The following is a 21,346-nucleotide window of genomic DNA, read 5'->3' on the forward strand; positions in this document are numbered from 1 at the left end:
AAAATGAATGCCAATATTTGCGAAAATAAAAATATTCAGAGGAAGTGCCCGGAAGGATTTTTACCGGATTATGTTTCAATGTATGGTTACCGATTATTCGGGGCAAAATATATTCATCTAAACACAGTATCCGGATAATATTATTTTATTTATATATATAGATTAGAAATCTGAAAATCTTATCCGGAGAAATTTTTTGACCTGGAACGACAAGGAAGATCTTTTAATAAACAAAAGTGGCCGGAAGATATTTTCCACCGACTACTTTTGATCAATCCGGGCTCTATGCTATTATAAGTCTATTACTATTTCCACCGGATGAGGAAGTGTAAAAGTTTGGGTATACTTGTAGTACGGTTCATAATTTAGAGTTACTTCTACAGTAAAAGCTTTTGTTCTTGAAACATTATTTACAAGTTGACCGCAATAAGGTCCATCAATAAATCCTCTTAGGCCTACGTAATATACCTGATTAGGAACTGCTGTTGTAATACTAGTCCCGTCAGGTAAAATTACTGTTTCGGGTTCCCATTTAAATGTAACTGTTGCCAGACTGGACATATAAGAACAGATATTAACAGTTACCGGTAAAGGTGTTTTTGTTGATAATTTACCCTCTTGCCCGAAGGCAGAAATTGAAATAAATAATGTTGCAATAAATGCTCCTAAGAATTTGGTTCTTTTCATAAAATTTTAAAATTTAGTTAAAAATAATTTTGTTGCCGCAAAGATAGTAATAATTCTTAGAATTTACTCATTGAAAAAACTGAATTAATAAATAGATTACTTTACTTTTGACTAACGAATGGTTGTGATTTAATTTTAAAATTTGGTATCTTTGTTGTTCGAAACAACGTGTCGAACGTTTCTTCCGTAACAGCGCCGTTGTGATTTGCTTTCAAAATTTGATATCTTTGTGGTTCGAAACAACAAATCCACTGGTGAACTTATCGGTGAAGAAGTTGTGATTTGCTTTCAAAATTTGATATCTTTGTGGTTCGAAACAACGTTTTAGTTCTGTTTGCTATCTTCCTTAATGTTGTGATTTGCTTTCAAAATTTGATATCTTTGTGGTTCGAAACAACAAATTGATTTATTTAGCCCGTGAAGCTGCGGTTGTGATTTGCTTTCAAAATTTGATATCTTTGTGGTTCGAAACAACTTTTGCAATGCGATTATATCTATCTACTCCGTTGTGATTTGCTTTCAAAATTTGATATCTTTGTGGTTCGAAACAACAAGGGTTGTTGGGTAATTTATGGTGTGGAGGTTGTGATTTGCTTTCAAAATTTGATATCTTTGTGGTTCGAAACAACGGTAAAGCTTATTACTAACAATAATTTATAGTTGTGATTTGCTTTCAAAATTTGATATCTTTGTGGTTCGAAACAACCCCAGTACCGGGATTCAAGGGCGTAATCGCGTTGTGATTTGCTTTCAAAATTTGATATCTTTGTGGTTCGAAACAACTGAATCAATATACACTCCTATAAATGGTGGGTTGTGATTTGCTTTCAAAATTTGATATCTTTGTGGTTCGAAACAACCATAAAGTGCAACCAAATGACTACTTGTGTGTTGTGATTTGCTTTCAAAATTTGATATCTTTGTGGTTCGAAACAACTAATCAACAATGATTGTGTGGTTGAGTTAGTTGTGATTTGCTTTCAAAATTTGATATCTTTGTGGTTCGAAACAACTTATAGTTATGATGAAAATCGCAACTGTACGTTGTGATTTGCTTTCAAAATTTGATATCTTTGTGGTTCGAAACAACAGGCTATCAAGGTTCTGAGGGGGCGATTGAGTTGTGATTTGCTTTCAAAATTTGATATCTTTGTGGTTCGAAACAACCAATCGTAGCAATTGGTGTGGTTGGTCTAGGTTGTGATTTGCTTTCAAAATTTGATATCTTTGTGGTTCGAAACAACGGGATACCAAGGTTCTGAGGGTGCTATGGAGTTGTGATTTGCTTTCAAAATTTGATATCTTTGTGGTTCGAAACAACGTTGAGTTTATTAATCTTTTAAAGTTGAATGTTGTGATTTGCTTTCAAAATTTGATATCTTTGTGGTTCGAAACAACCGTTAAATAATGAGGTGTCTGGTCATGCTGTTGTGATTTGCTTTCAAAATTTGATATCTTTGTGGTTCGAAACAACCATCAATCCGTAGAACCGCAGGTCGTTTTGTTGTGATTTGCTTTCAAAATTTGATATCTTTGTGGTTCGAAACAACACGAACTGCGTAAGTTGATGAAAATCACAGAATAGAACTGGTTGTTGCGAATAAAAAATCTCACGAATTTTCGTGAGATTTTTTTGTTTTTATACCAAAAAACTAATTTAAAATAATTCTAATTGTTGTGAAGGAGCTTGCAGTTTATCTTCTTTTTTACCGATAAATAATTCAATATTTCCAAATTGTTTGTCGGTTATGCACATTATCCCAACTTGTCCTTTTTCGGGCAAGGCTTTTTTAACACGTTTAATATGTACTTGAGCATTTTCCATACTTGGACAATGTCGCATATATATTGAAAATTGAAACATTGAAAATCCGTCTTCTACCAAATTCTTACGAAATTGTGTATACGCCTTCCTATCTTTCTTCGTGTCGGTAGGCAAATCGAAAAAGACTAATATCCACATAATTCTATATTCACTTAAACGGTTCAACTTAATTGTGAATTGTTAATTACAAAACAGCTTGTCATCCACTTCTTCCCGAATCGAGACTATGGTTTCGATCGAATAAATTTTACTTCTGCATAGTACTTATTAATTATAAGATTCATAATTTACAATTTGTAATTATTTAAAACTCGGATAATTAATTTTTCTGCTTTCACCTAAGTAGCATTTTGATAAAGATGCTGTTGTTTGTGATGCGGCTATCATCAACGGACTTCTCGATCCATTTATCGTTACATCTAAAACCGGTATGCGCAAAAGTTTTTCTTTTATTTCTTTTGTCAAGTTTTCGATATCATTATATTCGTCACATATTTCTATAACAAGTTTATCGACAAAAGGTCTGTAGGGTTCCATAATATCGTCGGCCAAACAATATGCATTATATCTGTTGTGATGATGTATTCCTAAAGTTGGAATTAATCCGCTAATAACTAAAGCTCTTGCAATCACTGCTCTTAGTATTGCATATCCATAATTTAAAAGATTGTTCGGGGGAGTTCCTTCTTTATCTCTTTTAAAGGAATCAATATTAGGGAATAGATTATTCCAATAATAGACAGCTGCCCGTGCCTCCAAATTTTCCGAATCACCGCTTTTCACTTCATTTGCCCAAGCAGTCATATTTCCTGTATTAACCTTGCGAAATTTAGAGAGTACATGTGCTTGATTTTCAATTTTTGCTTTGATTGTTTGTTGCCATAATTGTTTCTTTAGTGGTAAGGATGCATCTACCTGATGTCTGAAACGCTCACTTTGTGTTGTATTTCCATGCAGAGGAAGCAATAATCCGACCGGCATATGACTATTGCTACAAGTAATTACCGCACAGTTATTATCAAGAAGAAACTCAACTAACCCATTTGTTAGGGTAATTTGTTTATTATCAAGTACAACTACTCCGATGTCTTCAATAGGAACACTTTTATGTGTCTCAAGTTTTTCATTTTCAGATAAACGATCGTTATTCTCAATTTCCGGTATTCTTACTATCAATTGAGAACTCCGCAAACTCAAATAAGCCGGATTGCCGAAATAAAGTGTTTTTTTGATCATGATATTAATTAAACATGTTTATTTTATGATACTACCTAACCTATCTATTTTTAACTTGATACAATGTTGTTTTATCATTAAGCCATCCCAACTTCTTTCGGATTTATTATTTGCACCTAATTCTCTTGTTTGAACAATCGGAGCAGAAATATAATTTGGCATGAAGAAACACTGATTCCCTGAAGAAGAAACCATTTTATAAATCCTCTCCGATCTAATATTTACATTATCAACTCCACTTTCTAACTCTTCTTCCGTCGGGACATACACCAAATCGTTCGGAGATAAAGAAAACAGCAAGTATAATTCTTTTTCTTCACCTTTCTCCATAACGATTTTCTTTTCGGGAACTTCTTTTAATCCTTGTTTCAATCGTTCTACAGCTATATTCAAAGGAATGGTTTCGTAACTTCTACTCCCCTCCTTATCTGTATAAATTGCGAAGAACAAATTTGTTCCTTTGGCCGCTTCTACATATTTATTTCCCTTATTACCCGAATTCCCGACATTAAATTTATTCCCCTTCGGTTCGAAGGTACGGACTTTCAGAATCGGTTGGTGTTTTCTGCCATCGTTTAGTTCTTCAATGTTTTTGTTCATTTCTTCGATTCCTTCGGGTGAGAAAGCTAAATCGGGACGTTCGGTTATTTTTCCATCTTTTTCTTCATTATATTTTTCTAAATGACAAAGTAAAATTTTCTGAATGCCCGTGTCGGTAATGCTTTCTATTTTCTTCGAATTAAATGACGGATCTATACTTGTGCGTGAAGCAACCAATACATCTTTATCGTTGCTGAAATAATAAATATCGGGTTTCGACACATCTTTTCCCTGCCATTTGTTTTCTTGCTCTGCAAAGAATTTCCGAATCTTCTTTTTATCGAATCCTTCGTTTATCAACTGTTTAATTTTCGTTTTCAGGTTTTTGTCCACAATGTTTTCCCATTCGTCAATAGCGATCGAAATGGCTACTTGCTTCTTGAAACGAAGATTAACAATTCCTGCAACCGTATCTTTATGTAGCGGTTTCCGAATAGCCCAATTATCACCTTTTATTTGTTTGCGTTTCACTTTTGTCGGATTCCCACTCTTATAAGTTTGTAAAATGCTATTTTCGTCTTTGTATGACTGAATATAATTAATGCTTTTGTTGATAACACGCAGATTTTGTTTGAAACTGATGATGATATTTTCCAAAGCCGTTTGGGTATCTTGTGTAAAGCTTTCCCAAGGTTTATGAAACTGCCATTTGTAATTGCCATTTTCATCGGGTTTGGTCTTGAAACATAATTTTTGCCTCAAATCGTAGCGAGATATTTTAGCATTTTTACTTGCAGACTCATTGTTCAAATAATTCACATGATTGCGTGTTGTGCAGGCAATAATCAACGCATCGAGTGCATGGTGGCGGTGGTCGATACGTTTTTTATTAAAACCTTTTTGCAATTCCAGTGGCATTTCTATCTGAAAAACCCGTTTCCCATCTTTATCGGTCCATTCACCGAAATGATTGCTGTCGGTCAATTCGTTCAATCGCTCGAAACGCGGTGTGATAATTCGATTCCAAACATCGTTCAATCCCCAATCTTGTTTTAACATTGAAGTAATTCCGCCGGTGCAGGAAATTACATTTTTAGAAGTCGCTTCTTGCTCATTTTCTTCGCGAACCATATTCGACAATAATCCTTTTACCATTTTGCTGATATAACGACTGTCGTTCAATTGGCGTTCGATAAAACCTTCTGGAATATCTTCCATCAAAAGTTTATTCATTTTACTTCGGATTTTTCGATAGTTGTCTTTCACAAATTTTTCGTATTCTTCAATAGAAAAAACCCTTACTGTTTTTCCGAAGTTAAGTTCAACTTTTTCACCCGAATGATTTTTAATAAATTCATAACCAAGTTGATTATCTTTTAATTTGTTTACTTCTGATTCGCAAATTACTTTATTGCTGAAAGAATCATCAAAATAGCGTGATTGCGGAATAACATGCTCAATTTCATATGCCGAAGTAAACAGTTTTCCCAAAGGAATAATTTCGCCCGTATATGGAGAACGGTATTTTTGTTCCAACCATAATTTGTAGCGAATCAATTCAGGTTTTGTCGGTTGCGCCAGTTTGGAAATTTTAAGAATATCATCATCAATCGTATCTACCGAACTTAAAACACCTTCTTCGTAAATACGCAGTATTTCCTGTTGACTCGGCGAATATGGACGAACATTTTCTACTTTATCATCGTTTTTTAACTCCATCAACAAGGCTTTAATCCGAAGATTTGTATTTTCGTTGTCGGTAACTTGTTGAGTAATTCTGGCTCGTTTTTCGGCAGGATTTTTCATTTCCCGGCCTAATTCAAGATGGATTTCGGATACATCGCCGTACTTTTTCCATATGTCCCGAACCACACGAAGCGTTTCGGTAATAACTTGTTCTACAACAGGATTTCTAAGCGAATGTTGTTTGAATTCCGTCAAATATTCGTCGATGTCCTGTGGAGTTTTCCAAATTGTAATATCACTCAATTCGGAATGGCTACCATAAACTGAGTAACAAGCCTGATAAGTATTCAACCCCGAATAGAAATTCTTGTTTTCACCCGACAATTTGGCAAAACTTTTCAAAACCTGTTTCGGAATTTCATCGTCAGTTACGTCTTCTATCTTAATATCATTGTTTTTTAGATATTCTAATCGTTCAATGGTGGAATTAATCCGTCCTATGGCTTCGGCACAAATATCATCCTGATTCCAGTATTTTCCCATTCGCATCAAAGGCAACAATTTTTTAATTGCTTTTTCTGAATAGGAACCGTAATCCTTTTTGAATGGCGGGAATTTCGAGAATTGTTCAACAAAAGAATTTGCAAACTGGTGTTTTTGAGCGAACTTTTTCAACGCTTTTTCAATTTCGGTCTTATCTTCCACCGAAAATAATATATGCCAAAGTGCATGTTCGTTTTCTTTGGTAAGAAATTCCTTATCAATATTGGTTTTCGACAAGCGCGTTAGTATTTGCCCACGTGTTTCGTTGCAAGGATATTCTTTGTCCTCCACGTAATTCCATCGATAGGGTAATTTGTCTTCGCCTTTTTTCTTTTTTATCTTGAAATAAGAATTCAATAATGTGTCCTGTTTGATTTCTTTTCGGCCGTTCAGCCAATCGAAAAGTTGTACACGTTCTTCGGTTGACGGCAGAAATTCTGATGTAACATCAACATCGGTTTGCAGCTTTCCGTCAACTTCACTTTCTCGTTCATAAATTCTCAGATTGTGAATAAATTGCCACAATCGAAATTCCTGAAATAGCGGATTGGATTTGGCAATACATTTTACCGGTGCTTTTTCATAAACTCCGTTTTCATTTCTAAAAGTTCGAAACTCATACGGACAATTGCTAATAAGGGTCTTTTTACTTTTTAAAGGACGTTGATAAAAAATTATGTCATCAATAAATAGTTTGGTAAAATCGGCGTGCTGCAGAAGTGTGTTTTTGTGCGCATCGTTATAAGAATAAAGTTCATCGGCACATTGTTTAAATAGTGTTTTATCCTGCAACTCCGAATGAAACTCTTTTTGCTTTTCAAGGATTTGGAGTAATTCTTCTTTGTAAAATTTGCGTTCGATGGTACGAACCAATTTTCCCCTGATTTTTTGACCGGGATTGGTTAATAATGTTTCATAGATGTAAGTTCCGACGGTTTTTTTACTTTTATCAATATCTGCTTCTGTTTTCTTTTTCAGCAAATTCCAGTCATTTTCTGAAGGAGCTCGAAACGAACGTTTTTCAACGCCTTCATTATCCACTTTTACAGTTCCGTCATCATTAAGGTCGGTGGTTACAATAAACTCTTTTTCTTTACCAATCCAGTCAAATAAGGAATTTTTGCTTGAACGGCGATAAACCCAACCGTTTTCAAGAACCACATTGTACCAAATATCTGGTTTCCCTTTTTGTGGTTCATCGGCTGTTACGTTTATAACTTTTAACGCGTAATATTCGACCAATTTATTCGGATTTTCATCTTCTTCTTCGCCACGTAACTGATAATATCCACGTTTTTGATTGAAGTTGAGAAGTATCCACGCCAATTCCTCTTTATCTATTTTTTGTTGAAGCGCTTTTTTACGTAAATAATAAATTGTCCAATCGTATGGGATTTTCTTATTATCTGATAATAATTGCGGTTGAAATTTTTCAAAATCATTCAACATTTCGTTGAATGAGCTATGAAAGATAAATTTAAACTCTCCTTTTTCATTTTCTTTCCATGCTAATTTTGGTTCTGTGTCGGTTTGAAATTTTCCAAAACGTTTTTCAAAATCAATATAATCTTCATAATGTTTTGGAAGAAAACTCATAATATGAAGTACTCGGTGCAAGCGTTCGCGTCTCAGTAAGTGGCGCTCACGAAGCCTTCTGGCTCCTCGAAAGCCAGTACGTTCTGCTGTCTGTGAAATAGAATTTCCTTTATCAAAATTTCCTATAATATCCTGACTCATCGGAATAATCCGACTTCCCATACCGTCTATTTTATATGTGTTTCCTTCTTCATCAGTTGAAATAATAGCCCATCCAATGCTATTGGTGCCTAAGTCCAGTCCTAATATTTTTTTCATTATATAATTTATTAATAATATATATAAATTTATCTCTAAATTTAAGATGTATAATTCAAGTTATTCTCCAAAATTTTTAATTCACCTAACGTTCAATAAAATTTCCTTCAAAAGTATAAATTTTTTATAAATATTAATAGAATCTTAAAAAAATGTTATTTTTGCATCATCAAATTTTGAAGCAAATCACAATAAGGATTATTCCGTTGTGAAAACATTTGGGTTACCTCTTGTCCATAATCAGGAGGTTTTTTTATATCAAAACCAAACTACCATGTCAAACCAACCTATCAGAGTGCGTTTTGCACCGAGTCCAACAGGTCCGTTACATATCGGCGGCGTAAGAACGGCATTGTATAATTATCTCTTCGCAAAGAAGAATAATGGAAAATTCTTGCTTAGGATAGAAGATACCGACCAAACCAGATTTGTTCCCGGAGCACAGGAATATATTATTGAAGCTCTAAACTGGTGCGGAGTTAAACCTGATGAAGGTGTTGGGGTAGGCGGTGAGTATGGCCCTTATATTCAGTCGGAAAGAAAAGAAATTTATCGAACTTATGTTGATGAATTAATTGAAAAGGGTAAAGCATACATTGCTTTTGATAAGGCTGAAGAATTGGAGGAAATTAGGGAGAAATTGCAAAAAGAAAATAATGAAACTTTCCTCTATGGCAGTAAATATAGAATGGAAATGAAAAATTCCTTGAGCATACCTAATAATGTTGTGGAAAAATGGCTGAAGGAAGAAAAACCTTATGTTGTAAGATTCTTAATGCCTGAGAATGAGGATTTGGTAATTCATGATTTGATTCGTGGGGAAGTTAAGGTTAATACCTCGACTCTTGATGATAAAGTGCTTTTTAAATCCGACGGGATGCCTACTTATCATTTGGCTAATATTGTTGATGATCATCTAATGAGAATCAGTCATGTTATTCGTGGCGAAGAATGGTTACCCTCTTTACCGCTTCACATGATGCTTTACAGGGCTTTCGAATGGACTGCTCCACTGTTTGCCCATCTTCCTCTGCTTCTGAAACCCGATGGCAATGGTAAGCTTAGCAAGAGAGACGGTGATAGACTGGGATTTCCGGTGTTTCCACTTCGTTGGCCTCTGAATCCTGCAGAAGAAGAAATTGCTTCCGGCTACAGAGAAAGCGGTTACTATCCTGATGCTTTTGTTAATATGCTTGCACTTTTAGGTTGGAATCCCGGTACCGAGCAAGAAATTTTCTCTATACCGGAACTCGTCGATACTTTCTCTTTGGATAGGGTGAGTAAGTCGGGAGCAAAATTCAATCCGGATAAAGCGAAATGGTTTAATCATCAATATCTTATCAATAAAACGGATGAAGAATTAGCGAAAGAAATTATACCTTATCTTCATGGTTTTGAAAATAAATTTGATAAAGCAACTTTAATAAAAATTTGTTCACTTGTAAAAGAGCGCTTAAGTTTTGTTAAGGATATTTGGGAACAGGTTTCTTTCTTTTTTGAAACACCCACTGAATACGATGAAAAAATTATTCAGAAACGATGGAAGAATAATACAGGTACTGAGTTATTAGATTTGATACCGATATTAGATGAAATTGATAATTTTTCTGCCGAAGAATGCGAAAATAAAGTGAAAGAGTGGATTACCAACAATGAAATTAATCCGGGAAATATGTTTAATGTTCTGAGATTATGTTTAGTCGGTGCGGGAAAAGGTCCGGGCGTATTTGATATTATGGCAATTATCGGTAAAAAAGAAACAATAGCCAGAATAAACACAGCAATAAACTCAATTGTTATCGAATAATAATCCGAATGTCACTTATTAATTCACAGTATTGAATTTTAAGTAGTTACATTTATAACCCAAATCTCATAACTCATATATAGATAAATCATTTTCTATTCACTCTTACAACAGATCTGATACCGTCTATGTGTTTTAACTCTTGAATAAGAAGTTGTAGAGCCTCTGTATCACTAACATAAAGTGTTATTTTTCCTTCAAAAATACCATCCGAAGCTTTAATACTTAAGGTTCTTATGTTGAAATTAAAATTGTTTCCGATAATTGTTGAAATTTCGGCCATAAGTCCTTTTCGGTCAATTCCTTTAAGTTCTAACCGTGTTAAAAATCCGACTGATGCATCTTCTTTTCTCCATTTTGCTTTTATAATACGGTTTCCGAATTGTGCCATAAGTTTAATTGCTTTCGGACAGTTGGTACGGTGAATTGTAATTTCACGATTAGGGCCAACTAAGGCGAGAACGTTATCACCCGGAATAGGATTGCAGGTTTTACATAAAGTGTAATTCAGATTAGTGGTTTCATTATTAAGTAAAAGCGGAGTGGGATCGGCGTCTATTTGATCCTTGATTATTTCATCAATGTTTTTTCCTGATGATTTTGTTTTAATTAAAAACGGGAACCATTTGTTTTTTTCTTGAGGCTTAATAAGTTGCTTAATATCTTCGAAACTTAAAATATCCATTGCCGTGTCATAAAACAAATCTGCTAATGAATGTCTTTTGCTTTTTAATAGAACATCGTTGAATGCGACGTCGTTAGGTTCAATATTTAATTGTTTGAGCCATCCGGATAGCTTTGATTTCCCTTCTTCAAATTTTTCTTTTTTTATTGCATTAACACTCATTCTTATTCTTGCTTTTGCCCTTTGTGTAATTACCAGGTCAAGCCAAGATTCTTTCGGATATTGTTTCTTTGAATTAAGAATTTCTATTTGGTCGCCGTTTTTTAGGATTTCACCAATTGATGCTAATTTACTATTGATTTTTGCTCCTATGCAATGATTTCCGATATCGGTATGAATTGCATAAGCAAAATCAAGTACACTTGCACCTTTAGGCAATGTTCTCAAATGTCCTTTGGGAGTGAAAACAAAAATTTCATCATTAAATAAGTTGGGTTTAAAATCATCAATAAAACCGACAGCATCATCGTCGTCGGATTCAAGCTTATGATTCTCAATCAAAATTTTCATCTGATTTATCCATTGATCTAAGCGGCTATCAACATTATAATTGCTATCAACTTTGTTTTTATATTTCCAATGAGCGGCTAAACCGTTTTCAGCAATTTCGTTCATTCTTTTAGAACGTATCTGTACTTCAACCCACTGACCGGTATTACTCATAACGGTGGCATGCAAAGATTCATAACCGTTTGCCTTAGGAGTGGAAATCCAATCACGCAAGCGGTCTTGTTTGGGATTATAATAATTTGTAACAATCGAATAAACTTTCCAGCAATCAAATTTTTCCAGAGAACGGGGAGAATCTATTACAATTCTTATTGCAAAAAGGTCATCAATATCATCAAAATCAACTTTTTTGTCGGTCATCTTTTTCCAAATGGAATATACCGATTTAAACCTTGCATATATTTCAAATTTCATTCCAAGATCAGCAATATCATGCTTTATCGGATAAATAAATTTATTTATAAATCTTAGATAGTCTTTTTGCTTTTCATGAATTTTATCCTCAATCATTTTATATACTTCCGGTTCAAGATATTTGAGAGACAAATCTTCAAGTTCGCTTTTGATATTATAATAACCCAGCCTGTGTGCCAAAGATGCGTAAATATATTCTGTTTCGGAAGCAATTTTAATTTGTTTCTCACGCGGCATAAATTCTAAGGTACGCATATTGTGAAGCCTATCGGCAAGTTTTATCAAAATTACCCTGATGTCATAAGCAAATGAAAGTAAAACTTTTCTGAAAGTTTCGGATTGCGGCGACATGTTTTCATTAATAGAAGAAACTTCGTCAATCTTAGTTAGTCCGTCAATAATCTTTGCAACTTTTTCTCCGAATTCATTTTGTATATAGTCTAAAGTATATTCCTCATGATCTTCTACTACGTCATGAAGCAATGCGCAAACAATTGATGTTTTGCCGAGGCAAAGTTCTTTCGCCGTTATTTCGGCAACCGCAATCGGGTGATAAATATATGGTTCACCGCTTTTTCTTCTATCTTTACTATGAGCCTTTACGGCTAAATCAAAAGCTTTTCTAATTAAGGCAACATCGGCTTTGTTTCTCTTTTGCGGCTTCCATGCCTTCAAAATTCGCTTATATCCATTTTCTATTTCAATGGCTTCTTTTTCAAGATCAATAACATACATATTCGCAAGATTAATTTTAGACTATTTTGCAAAATTAAAAAATAATATTCATTGCTTTTTTAAATTCTTAGATTAATTTTGTAGTCAAATTTGTTTTCGATGCATGTTTTAAATAAAACAGTATGTTTTTTATTGTTGTTATTTGCCTCATTATGCTCTTTTGCAACTCATAACAGAGCCGGTGAAATTACATTTGTTCATATAAGCGGTAATACTTACGAAATAACTATTACTACAATAACGTATTCGCCCAGCCCTGCTGATAGAAATGAATTGCTTGTAAATTGGGGCGACGGAAGTACCGATACTGTTCAGAGAGTTAACGGACCATCGGGATACAATGTTGCCGGGTATTATTGTGCTCACCTTGGTGAAACGCTTGAAGGTTATAATGATGTGCAGTTGAATAAATATACTACAACTCATACGTATGCCGGTGCCGGCAGCTATATAATTTCTGTGGAAGATCCGAATAGAAATTATGGCGTTGCAAATATTCCCAATTCAGTTGAAGTCCCGTTTTATATAGAAACTTTTTTGATGATAAATCCGTTTTTAGGCTCTAATGACTCACCGCAACTGCTATTATTGCCGGTTGATAAAGCTTGTGTAGGAACAACTTTTATCACAAATCCGGGTGCATACGATCCTGACGGCGACAGTCTTTCTTATGAATTGATTACATGTATGGGCGCCGACGGCAAAGAGATTCCGGGTTATATTGTGCCGGATGCTTCCGATTATTTTATTATTGATGAAAGAACAGGCGACATTATTTGGGAGAAACCGATGATGCAAGGTGAATATAATGTTGCAATGAAGATAAAAGAATGGCGACGTGGTATTCAAATCGGATATATTGTAAGAGATTTTCAGATTCTCGTTCTTGCTTGCGATAATCAACCGCCGGTTCTTGATGTTGTTAGGGATACTTGTGTTGTTGCTGCGGAATTGCTTGAATTTGAGGTAAAAGCTACAGATTACGATTATAATTATATTAATATTGAAATTGCGGGAGAACCATTTATGATTGAAAATTCTAATGCGGAATTTGAAATTATTGATTCGACTGCCGGTAGTACTATAGGTTTATTTTCTTGGACTCCCGGTTGTTACGAGGTTCGTAAAAATCCGTATATGTTATATTATAAAGCTACCGACGAAGGCAATATTGTAAATTTAAGTACTATTGGAAGTACAAATATCTATGTTCTTGGTCCGCCTCCGGAAAATCTTTCCGCCGAAGCAGATAGAGGTGATGTTTATCTTCATTGGGATAAATATATGTGCAGAAATGCTAAAGGATTATATATTTACAGATCGAAATTACCTGATAATCACGTTCAGGAAACTTGTAGTACCGGAATGCCTGCGGATTGGGGCTATGAAAGAATTGCAACAATTGATAATATTGAATCAAATACTTATATTGATAGGGGAGATGAAGGCGGATTGGCCGTAGGAGTTACTTATTCTTACAGAATATCAGCGTATTTTATTAATGAAGTAGAAGGAAAATTGTCGGAAAAGGCTGAAGTTCTTTTGAAAAAAGATGTTCCTGTTATCACACATGTTACAGTTGAAAAAACCGACAGGAATAACGGCGAGATAAAGATTATTCTTTCCCCGCCGACGGAGATTGATTTGCTCGAATATCCGGGTCCGTATAAATATTTTCTTTATAGGTATGATGACAATAGCGAGAATTATTTGGAAATTGCTTCTGCCGATAATTTAAATGATAGTATTTTCCAGGATTCAGGATTAAATACTCTTGAAAAATCCTATAAATATTATTTCGGATTGTATCAAAATAACGGAAGTAATCTGCTTTATATGGGTAGATCTGCCGAAGCCGGTTCAATATTTCTTACAAGCCAGTCCGGAGATGGACGTATTATCTTAAATTGGACTTGTTCTGTGCCTTGGATTAATTCTTCATTTACTGTTTTCAGACAGGATGATTACGGAAATTTCGATAGTATTGCTTCAACAGAAAATATGTTTTACGAAGATATCAATCTTGAAAATGAAAAAGAATACTGTTATTATATCCAATCTGTCGGATATTATTCGTCGGAGGGATATATCTTTCCGATTTTAAATAATTCTCAAATTGATTGTGAAATTCCTATGGACAATGAGCCGCCTTGTGTGCCGCAATTGTACGTAAAAGCACTTTGTGATGATATGATAAACAGATTATCCTGGGAAAATCCCGAAACAATCTGCGGAAATAACGATGTAGCTATTTATTATATTTATTATCAACCTGAAAAAGACAAAGATTTTATTCTCTTGGATTCTATTTCGTACAACGCCTCCGATACTTCATACTTACATTATAATTTCGGGAAATTATCAGGTTGTTATTATGTACGTGTTGCCGATTATTCCGGAAATGTCAGCGATGCTTCCGAAATTGTTTGTATTCTCGGTAACGAATGTCCTAACTATGAATTGCCTAATGTGTTCACTCCCAACGGTGACGGCTTTAATGACAAGTTTGTCCCGATTCGTTACTCGAATATAGAGAGTGTGAATGCTACTATTTACAACAGACAAGGAAAGATTGTTTTTGAAAGTAATGAAATTGAAATCAACTGGGACGGAAAAGATAAGCATACAAAATTGGATGTTTCCGTCGGTGTATATTTTTACGTTTGTGTGGTAAGAAGTTATTCTTACGAAGGTATTGTAGAAACAATATTATCAGGATATATTCATTTGTTTAGATAAAACTATTAATTTCGAATTATACCTGTGGTTTGAAGTACCGAACTTCTTAATAATATGAAATTTCCATTACTCTGCTAAAATTCTCAGTTCTCCATCTTCCATTCTCAATTGATTTCGCTATTTTTGCGGCATGAAAAACATAACGATTGAAAATAACAATCATTTACCGTGGCTTTCGATTTTGAGAGGATGGGCAGTGTTGTTAGTTGTAATATTTCATGCTCCGCTGAATGATCAACCCGGATTTATCGGAATTTTTTTCGACGGATTTAATACTCTAATGCATTTTAGAATGCCGTTGTTTTTTTTCATTTCCGGTTTTTTACTCTATCATACTAAACTGAAATACAATAGTCCCTATAGCAATATTTGGAAGAAAAGAATTACAAGGGTTGCTTATCCGTATATCTTTCTTTGTACGGTAATTTATTTATTGAAATTGATATTTGCTTCGTATGTAAAACGACCGGTGGATCTTTCGTTGTTTTCTTATTTTGAAATGTTTTTATATCCGAGGCATAATCTTCCCTGGGGGCCGTTTTGGTTTTTAAATACTATACTCATATTTTTTATTTTATATCCGCTTATTAAGGTCAGCTTAAAGAAATGGTATGGAATAGTTATGGCAGTTATAATTTCTTTAACTCTCAGGTTTTTTGTTCCTGATGTAGATATGCTTTTCGATTTTTGGACGGTTGCTTATTATTTTATTTTCTTTTACTGCGGAATTTTATTTTCCAAGTTTAATGTGATAGAATATTTTCGGAAAAATAAAGTATGGGTATTTATTTTAAGCCTTGTTGTATTTTTAGCGGCAAATGTTTTTATTGAGTATTTCAAAAATCTGGGTTACGGATATGATATGCTTAACCCTTTTAAATTGATACATTCCTTAAGCGGAATAAGCCTGTCTGTTTATCTTTCTCTATTTTGTGCAAAATTTTTACCGAATATTTTTTCAAGCTTCAGAAAATATTACTATCAAGTTTATCTTTTCGGAACATTATGTCAACTTGTTGTGCTTGAAATATACTCCAGAACAAGCTCTCCTGTTTTAATGTTGTTGTTATCAATATTAAGCGTATTTGTAGGAATTTACGTACCGGTGTTGATAAGCAAAATAATTCGGAAAATAAATTGGAAACCGCTGTTGAAAGCAACCGGATTTTGAATTCCGAGTTTGAGTTTAATATTGCCGGTTTGAAGTATTCATTCGGAACGAAATAGAAATCTCATTTACATTATCGGAAACGACAAAGTTAATTTATACGCAAAATTCTCACCAACCTTGGGCATGGAATACGGCCCGAATCGATAGAAAACTCCAAAACCTATATTGTAAAAATTAATGTCTAATATGCTGTTTATAATAATACCGGCTTCATAGTAACCTTTTTCCATAGTTTTTATTTCTATTTCCGAGTGACTTCCTATTTTATTTTTATCCAAAGTTCCTAATCCGTAATTAAAGCATATTGAAGGCTTCGGATTAAAAGATTTTATTCCCGTTTCAAAGAACTTCACAAAATCAAATCTTAAAAATACTGCAAGATATTTGTCTGAAACAAATTCGTTCAATCTCATGGTTGTAAAGGAAGCGGGGGAGAATAACGTAAATTTGTAATATGCACCTAAACTATTGAATAATTCCGTATATGGTAAATCGGCGTCAACAAAACCGCTTTCAATATAAAAACAAAATCTGTAATTATCTTTAATATGAACTTTACCGTCGATGCTTAGTCGGATTTTATTGAAATTATATTTGCCGTTTAAGAAGCCGCTTAACCCGCGTTCATAATCAAGTTCAACAATAGGAAATTTTGTGCCGAGCGAAGTTAAGCCGTATTTACTTGTAATAAACTTTTCTTTGAACGCAAATCGAACTCCAAGATGTGCGATTGTGAAATCGTAATAAGAATCGGTTTCATTTCCTTTAAATGAATAATCATAACAAGGAGTCTTCCTGTCCATTCTCAATCCCAACGCAAAGCGGAAATGTTTGAAAGCCATCAGAGACGTTTCGGCTTTAATACTTCTAACCATATCCATTCTGTCTATCAAATAATTCCTGAAGTAATCGGGATTAAGTAATGATATATTATTGTTTACATGTTTTCCGCCGGCTTCATTTAAATCGTTAGTGTAGGAAAGGTCTAATAACCAGTCGCTTTCTCTGTGTAATCTGATTTGGGTATATGCGCCCCACTTTGACGCTTTGTCTCTAAATCCGTAACGATAATATCCTCCCACTTTAAAAACTTTAGATAAACGATGATTGGTTTCGGCGCCTAAACCTAATGAAAAACCTTCATACTGATTATAATTAATAATATGATTTAACAGTAAATCAAACTTCCATAATGAATATTTTCCGTAAATCAATGATGTCATAAAATCTATCTTGCGTGTGAGATTGATTTCTTTATCAAGACTATCCAAAACCGTGTAAGTTGTATTTGCCTTGTTGTCGAGTTCAACATAACGGTTTTCTTCCCAATACTTTTCATTTTTATAATAAGCATTCGGGTCAACCGAATATTGGATATTATTGAAATCACGTTTACGAATATCCGAATCAAACTCAACATTATACATATATCGCTCGTTTCGAATATATGGATAGATTGAAGTCTCGTTTGAAGAAAAACTAAGACCGGAAAGTATTAAATCGATTTTCGTATAAGTAGGGAACCATAAAGTATCATGCAAAAATTCAAATTTCTGAAAAAAATCAATATTAAAGAATTTTTTTTCATCATCATTGCGTTCATATATCTTAGCTTGAATTTCTTCAAGGGCCCAATGACTTGAGTTAATGTGCAATGTTCCGCTTAATCCTGAGAAAACACTTGAAAGTACCGGACGAAAAGAAATTATAAAAATCGTATCAACGGGATTTTTATAAATTGTATCTTCAATATTGAAATAATATTTTGACTTCCAAGTAAGAATAGATTCTTTATTTAAAGGCGAAAGATACTTGGCATCGAAAACATTTATATAGTCGCTGTAAAAAGAGTTTATATTCATCTGTGCTATAATAAAATCGATGACAGGGTCTTTAATGCCGGAAATTTGTGAGGCTGTAACGGTTTCTTTTTTTAAATCCGGTGACATGAATTTACCTTGTGAAATGCTTTCCATAAAGAATAGATACATTTCATCAAACATCTTAACTAAATTTGCATCATCTTCAATTAAATTTTCTATAGAATCAGTTTCTATAGGAATATATAATTTATCATAAGCAACATAAGAATAAGATTTATATTTTTCGTAATTGTTTTGATTTTTCTTTGCAAGCGTTTTTTCCATTATATAATATGCAGGATTCCTTTCGGCTACTACTTCAATGCCGGAAATATCAACTTCTTTATCAATTCTTAGTGAGTCGGGAATTTCTTGTGCGGATAAAGTGGAGATAAAGATAAAAAGAAAGGAAGTAAAAATATTTAAGGATTTCTTCATGTAAGAGTAAATTTTCCGCAAAAATAAAACTAATTCCTTAGTTTTGCAATTGTTTTTTCGCCCTTGATTTATAGATATATAAAGCCTTAAAAGTATTATCCAGATAATATTTTAAAATATCTTTAGTGATAATTAACTATAATATAATTAAGTAAATACTTAAAATACTCAATTATTATTGTGAATATTTATTCTACAACTAATTTTCCTGTTTGCAGATTGCCGCTTTCAAATATTGCCTGAACATTATAAATTCCTTTCGGCAAAATTCCGACATCGAAAGTAACTTGGTTGCTTACAGGATATTGTTTGTTTACTAATTTTCCTGTGATGCTGAAAATATTTAGCTGAATTATTTCTTCCTGTGCCGAAATATTTACAATACCTGAAGCCGGATTAGGAGCAATTATTAAAGGTTGAATTGTTTTTTGCGGATATTCCTGAATAGATTCAAAGTAAGCAAATTCGGTATATTTTTCGCCGTAGTAAAATGCAGTATCAATTGTGCCGTCATTTAATAAATTGATCAAATATTGCATACATCCGGTCTTCCCGTATGTTTCATCGAAAGAGTATTTATCAAGAATAGTGCTAAATGTTATTAATCTCTGATTTCCGTTTTCATCCGGTTCAGAATAAGATTCGTTTATCCATTCAATAAAATCGCCATGTTTATTGTAGCAATTTTTAAATACATCGGCAGGATATAATTGTTCGTCTATTAGAAAATATTGGCCGTCACTATTGGATAAGGTACCGTCTATATCCCATAATTTTTTATAAAATGATTTACCTCCTGTACTTGTACGTTCCCTATAGTAAGAATTAACTTTTGAACGTTTGTATGGACTGAGTAATTCTTTTCCGATAGCTCTTTCATCTCCGAACATGAATCCGTTCCATTCTATCCAAGTAACATCATAACTTACACCTACTTCTGTCCAAATATTTCCTTGCTTCATATAATGCCTTACATGCGTATAGCGACCTTGTTCATCATTTGTAAAACCTACTTTATAAGTACAATTACTGGTGATGCCGTTATTTATAATTCTATATAATGAGTCAACAAATCCTTTATTGTTATAACTTATTGAATCATACCAATAGTCGTATAACTTCCATGTATTATTATCGCCGTACGTATATATTGATGTCCGATTATTAAATTGTACTAAAGTGTCATGGTAACCGAATTTAATTTTATAATAATTAATCCATTGTTTATCTGTGTTATCCCAATACTGTGTTATTTCTTCAAAAAATAAAGAATCACCTTCGAAATGATCAAAATAATGATATGAATATGTAGTACGTTTATCTGAAACATAAGTCCCATCTGGTTTTTTATAATAATTGTAAACAGTATCATATAAATCCTTTCCTTTAGAATATTGCGTACGGTTCATAACAATAACAGTTGAATCATAAAAGTCCGGATGATCATAAACCGAAATTTTTTTATCCAATAAACCATCTCCGGATACTTCATAATATGAGTATCCCGCAATTTCGGTTTCGGAGACAAAATATATTTCACCCTTTTTAGGATACCATCCGTTATTTGTTTTTAAATTAGATTTATTTAACTGTAAATTAAGAGCGGCGCCCGGTGATTTGCTCAAATCTATTTTTACTCTTTCTTCCGGAAGGGAATAATTAATTTTATTGCGCACGGAAGCATTTTCAAACAATACTTGTGCATTTAAAAAGATACTTGAGAATACAAGGATGATTATAAAATAGTTTCTTTTTGAAATCATGATAATTGATATTTAAATAATTATAAAAAAATATTAATAAAGTTAAAATGTGTACAAAAGGCTGAAAGTGCTTTTTGTACACATTTATCGGGTTAATAATTTGTTCCGCCGGAATTTCTGTACCACCATGTTGTAGTTGGAAAATCACTTTTACAACGAACTATTTCCGCAAAACCCGGAAAAGTATTACTTGTTCCGCAAATACCCTCATTGAAAATTAATTCAACATGAGTATGTGTTATTTGGGTTATTTGTTCGGGAGGGCCTGCAAATTGAATAGGGATGGAAGTAGATATCCCATCAACACTCCACATCCCAACAGAACTGTAAAAAGATTCTTCTGTTCCGATATACCATGTGGTTTTTATATGAACAAACACTTTGTATGTAGATGAATAATCCGAAATATTCGGAAACTCATCAAATTTAACAGTTGTTACCTGTGCAAACGCACCCATTGATAGAAACATTAATCCTGTCAATATTATTAATTTGGTAAATATTCTTTTCATTGTTTTACTTTTTTGAAGTTACTATTTTACGTATTATTTAAATGAATTTGTTTATCACAAAGGGTTTAAAATCACAATAGCAGGTGATTGCCAATACAATAAATCGGCTTCCGCTAATATGATCCTACTTTGCCCAAATTAGTTTTGCATAAAAACCAAATATTATTTAAAATACATAGATATACTGCCAAAAATATTGTTAAGTATATATAAGTGTTTGGTTTGCCGTAAATAAGCAAAGACATGGCAGTATTTGTTAAACAATATGCCGGATAAATAAATAATAACATTTTTATTTTGTTATCAATGTGAGAGACGTTCGAACTCATTCCGAAATAA

At 33.5% G+C, this 21,346-nt stretch carries 11 protein-coding genes and 1 CRISPR repeat array; of the genes, 3 read left to right on the top strand and 8 right to left on the bottom strand.

Features of this window, described 5'->3' with window-relative positions:
- Positions 1-291 precede the first annotated feature (291 nt).
- The 4 genes from LBP67_10890 to LBP67_10905 form a co-directional block, all read right to left on the bottom strand.
- Positions 292-687 (bottom strand): hypothetical protein, encoded by a 396-nt coding sequence (locus LBP67_10890; GenBank protein MDR2085487.1) that lies wholly within the window; start codon positions 685-687, stop codon positions 292-294.
- 197 nt (positions 688-884) lie between these two features.
- A CRISPR array of direct repeats spans positions 885-1,854; the repeat unit is 47 nt; unit sequence GTTGTGATTTGCTTTCAAAATTTGATATCTTTGTGGTTCGAAACAAC.
- Positions 1,855-2,344: 490 nt separating this feature from the next.
- A complete protein-coding gene (gene cas2 / locus LBP67_10895) occupies positions 2,345-2,677 on the bottom strand; it encodes a CRISPR-associated endonuclease Cas2 (protein ID MDR2085488.1) in 333 nt (110 codons plus the stop codon).
- A 135-nt stretch (positions 2,678-2,812) separates the two neighbouring features.
- Positions 2,813-3,748: a type II CRISPR-associated endonuclease Cas1 gene (gene cas1 / locus LBP67_10900; protein ID MDR2085489.1), complete on the bottom strand. Its 936-nt coding sequence runs from the start codon at positions 3,746-3,748 to the stop codon at positions 2,813-2,815.
- An 18-nt stretch (positions 3,749-3,766) separates the two neighbouring features.
- Positions 3,767-8,371, bottom strand: coding sequence for a type II CRISPR RNA-guided endonuclease Cas9 (locus LBP67_10905; protein MDR2085490.1), 4,605 nt, complete (start codon positions 8,369-8,371; stop codon positions 3,767-3,769).
- Between the two features lie 274 nt (positions 8,372-8,645).
- On the opposite strand from LBP67_10905, the gene gltX reads away from it, so the two are divergent.
- Positions 8,646-10,178 carry a glutamate--tRNA ligase gene (gene gltX, locus LBP67_10910; GenBank protein ID MDR2085491.1) on the top strand — a complete coding sequence of 511 codons (1,533 nt, stop codon included), beginning with the start codon at positions 8,646-8,648 and terminating at the stop codon, positions 10,176-10,178.
- 88 nt (positions 10,179-10,266) lie between these two features.
- Here gltX and LBP67_10915 read toward each other — a convergent pair whose 3' ends face one another.
- A complete protein-coding gene (locus LBP67_10915; GenBank protein ID MDR2085492.1) occupies positions 10,267-12,522 on the bottom strand; it encodes a RelA/SpoT family protein in 2,256 nt (751 codons plus the stop codon).
- 99 nt (positions 12,523-12,621) lie between these two features.
- Here LBP67_10915 and LBP67_10920 point away from each other — a divergent pair, with 99 nt between their 5' ends.
- Together LBP67_10920 and LBP67_10925 are read left to right on the top strand one after the other, a co-directional pair.
- Entirely contained in the window at positions 12,622-15,261 is a 2,640-nt protein-coding gene (locus tag LBP67_10920) for a gliding motility-associated C-terminal domain-containing protein (GenBank protein MDR2085493.1), read from the top strand.
- A gap of 130 nt (positions 15,262-15,391) precedes the next feature.
- A complete protein-coding gene (locus tag LBP67_10925) occupies positions 15,392-16,432 on the top strand; it encodes an acyltransferase (GenBank protein ID MDR2085494.1) in 1,041 nt (346 codons plus the stop codon).
- Positions 16,433-16,497: 65 nt separating this feature from the next.
- On the opposite strand, the gene LBP67_10930 is transcribed toward LBP67_10925, so the two are convergent.
- The 3 genes from LBP67_10930 to LBP67_10940 all read right to left on the bottom strand — a co-directional run bounded on the left by LBP67_10930 (position 16,498) and on the right by LBP67_10940 (position 21,007).
- Positions 16,498-18,732 carry a DUF5686 family protein gene (locus tag LBP67_10930; protein MDR2085495.1) on the bottom strand — a complete coding sequence of 745 codons (2,235 nt, stop codon included), beginning with the start codon at positions 18,730-18,732 and terminating at the stop codon, positions 16,498-16,500.
- A 188-nt stretch (positions 18,733-18,920) separates the two neighbouring features.
- Positions 18,921-20,495: a T9SS type A sorting domain-containing protein gene (locus LBP67_10935; GenBank protein MDR2085496.1), complete on the bottom strand. Its 1,575-nt coding sequence runs from the start codon at positions 20,493-20,495 to the stop codon at positions 18,921-18,923.
- Between the two features lie 92 nt (positions 20,496-20,587).
- On the bottom strand, positions 20,588-21,007 hold the full coding sequence (locus LBP67_10940) for a hypothetical protein (GenBank protein MDR2085497.1): 420 nt from the start codon (positions 21,005-21,007) through the stop codon (positions 20,588-20,590).
- Positions 21,008-21,346 lie beyond the last annotated feature (339 nt).

The sequence above is a fragment of the Bacteroidales bacterium genome (assembly GCA_031276035.1).
In the GTDB taxonomy this organism is placed as follows: Bacteria; Bacteroidota; Bacteroidia; order Bacteroidales; family BM520; genus RGIG7150.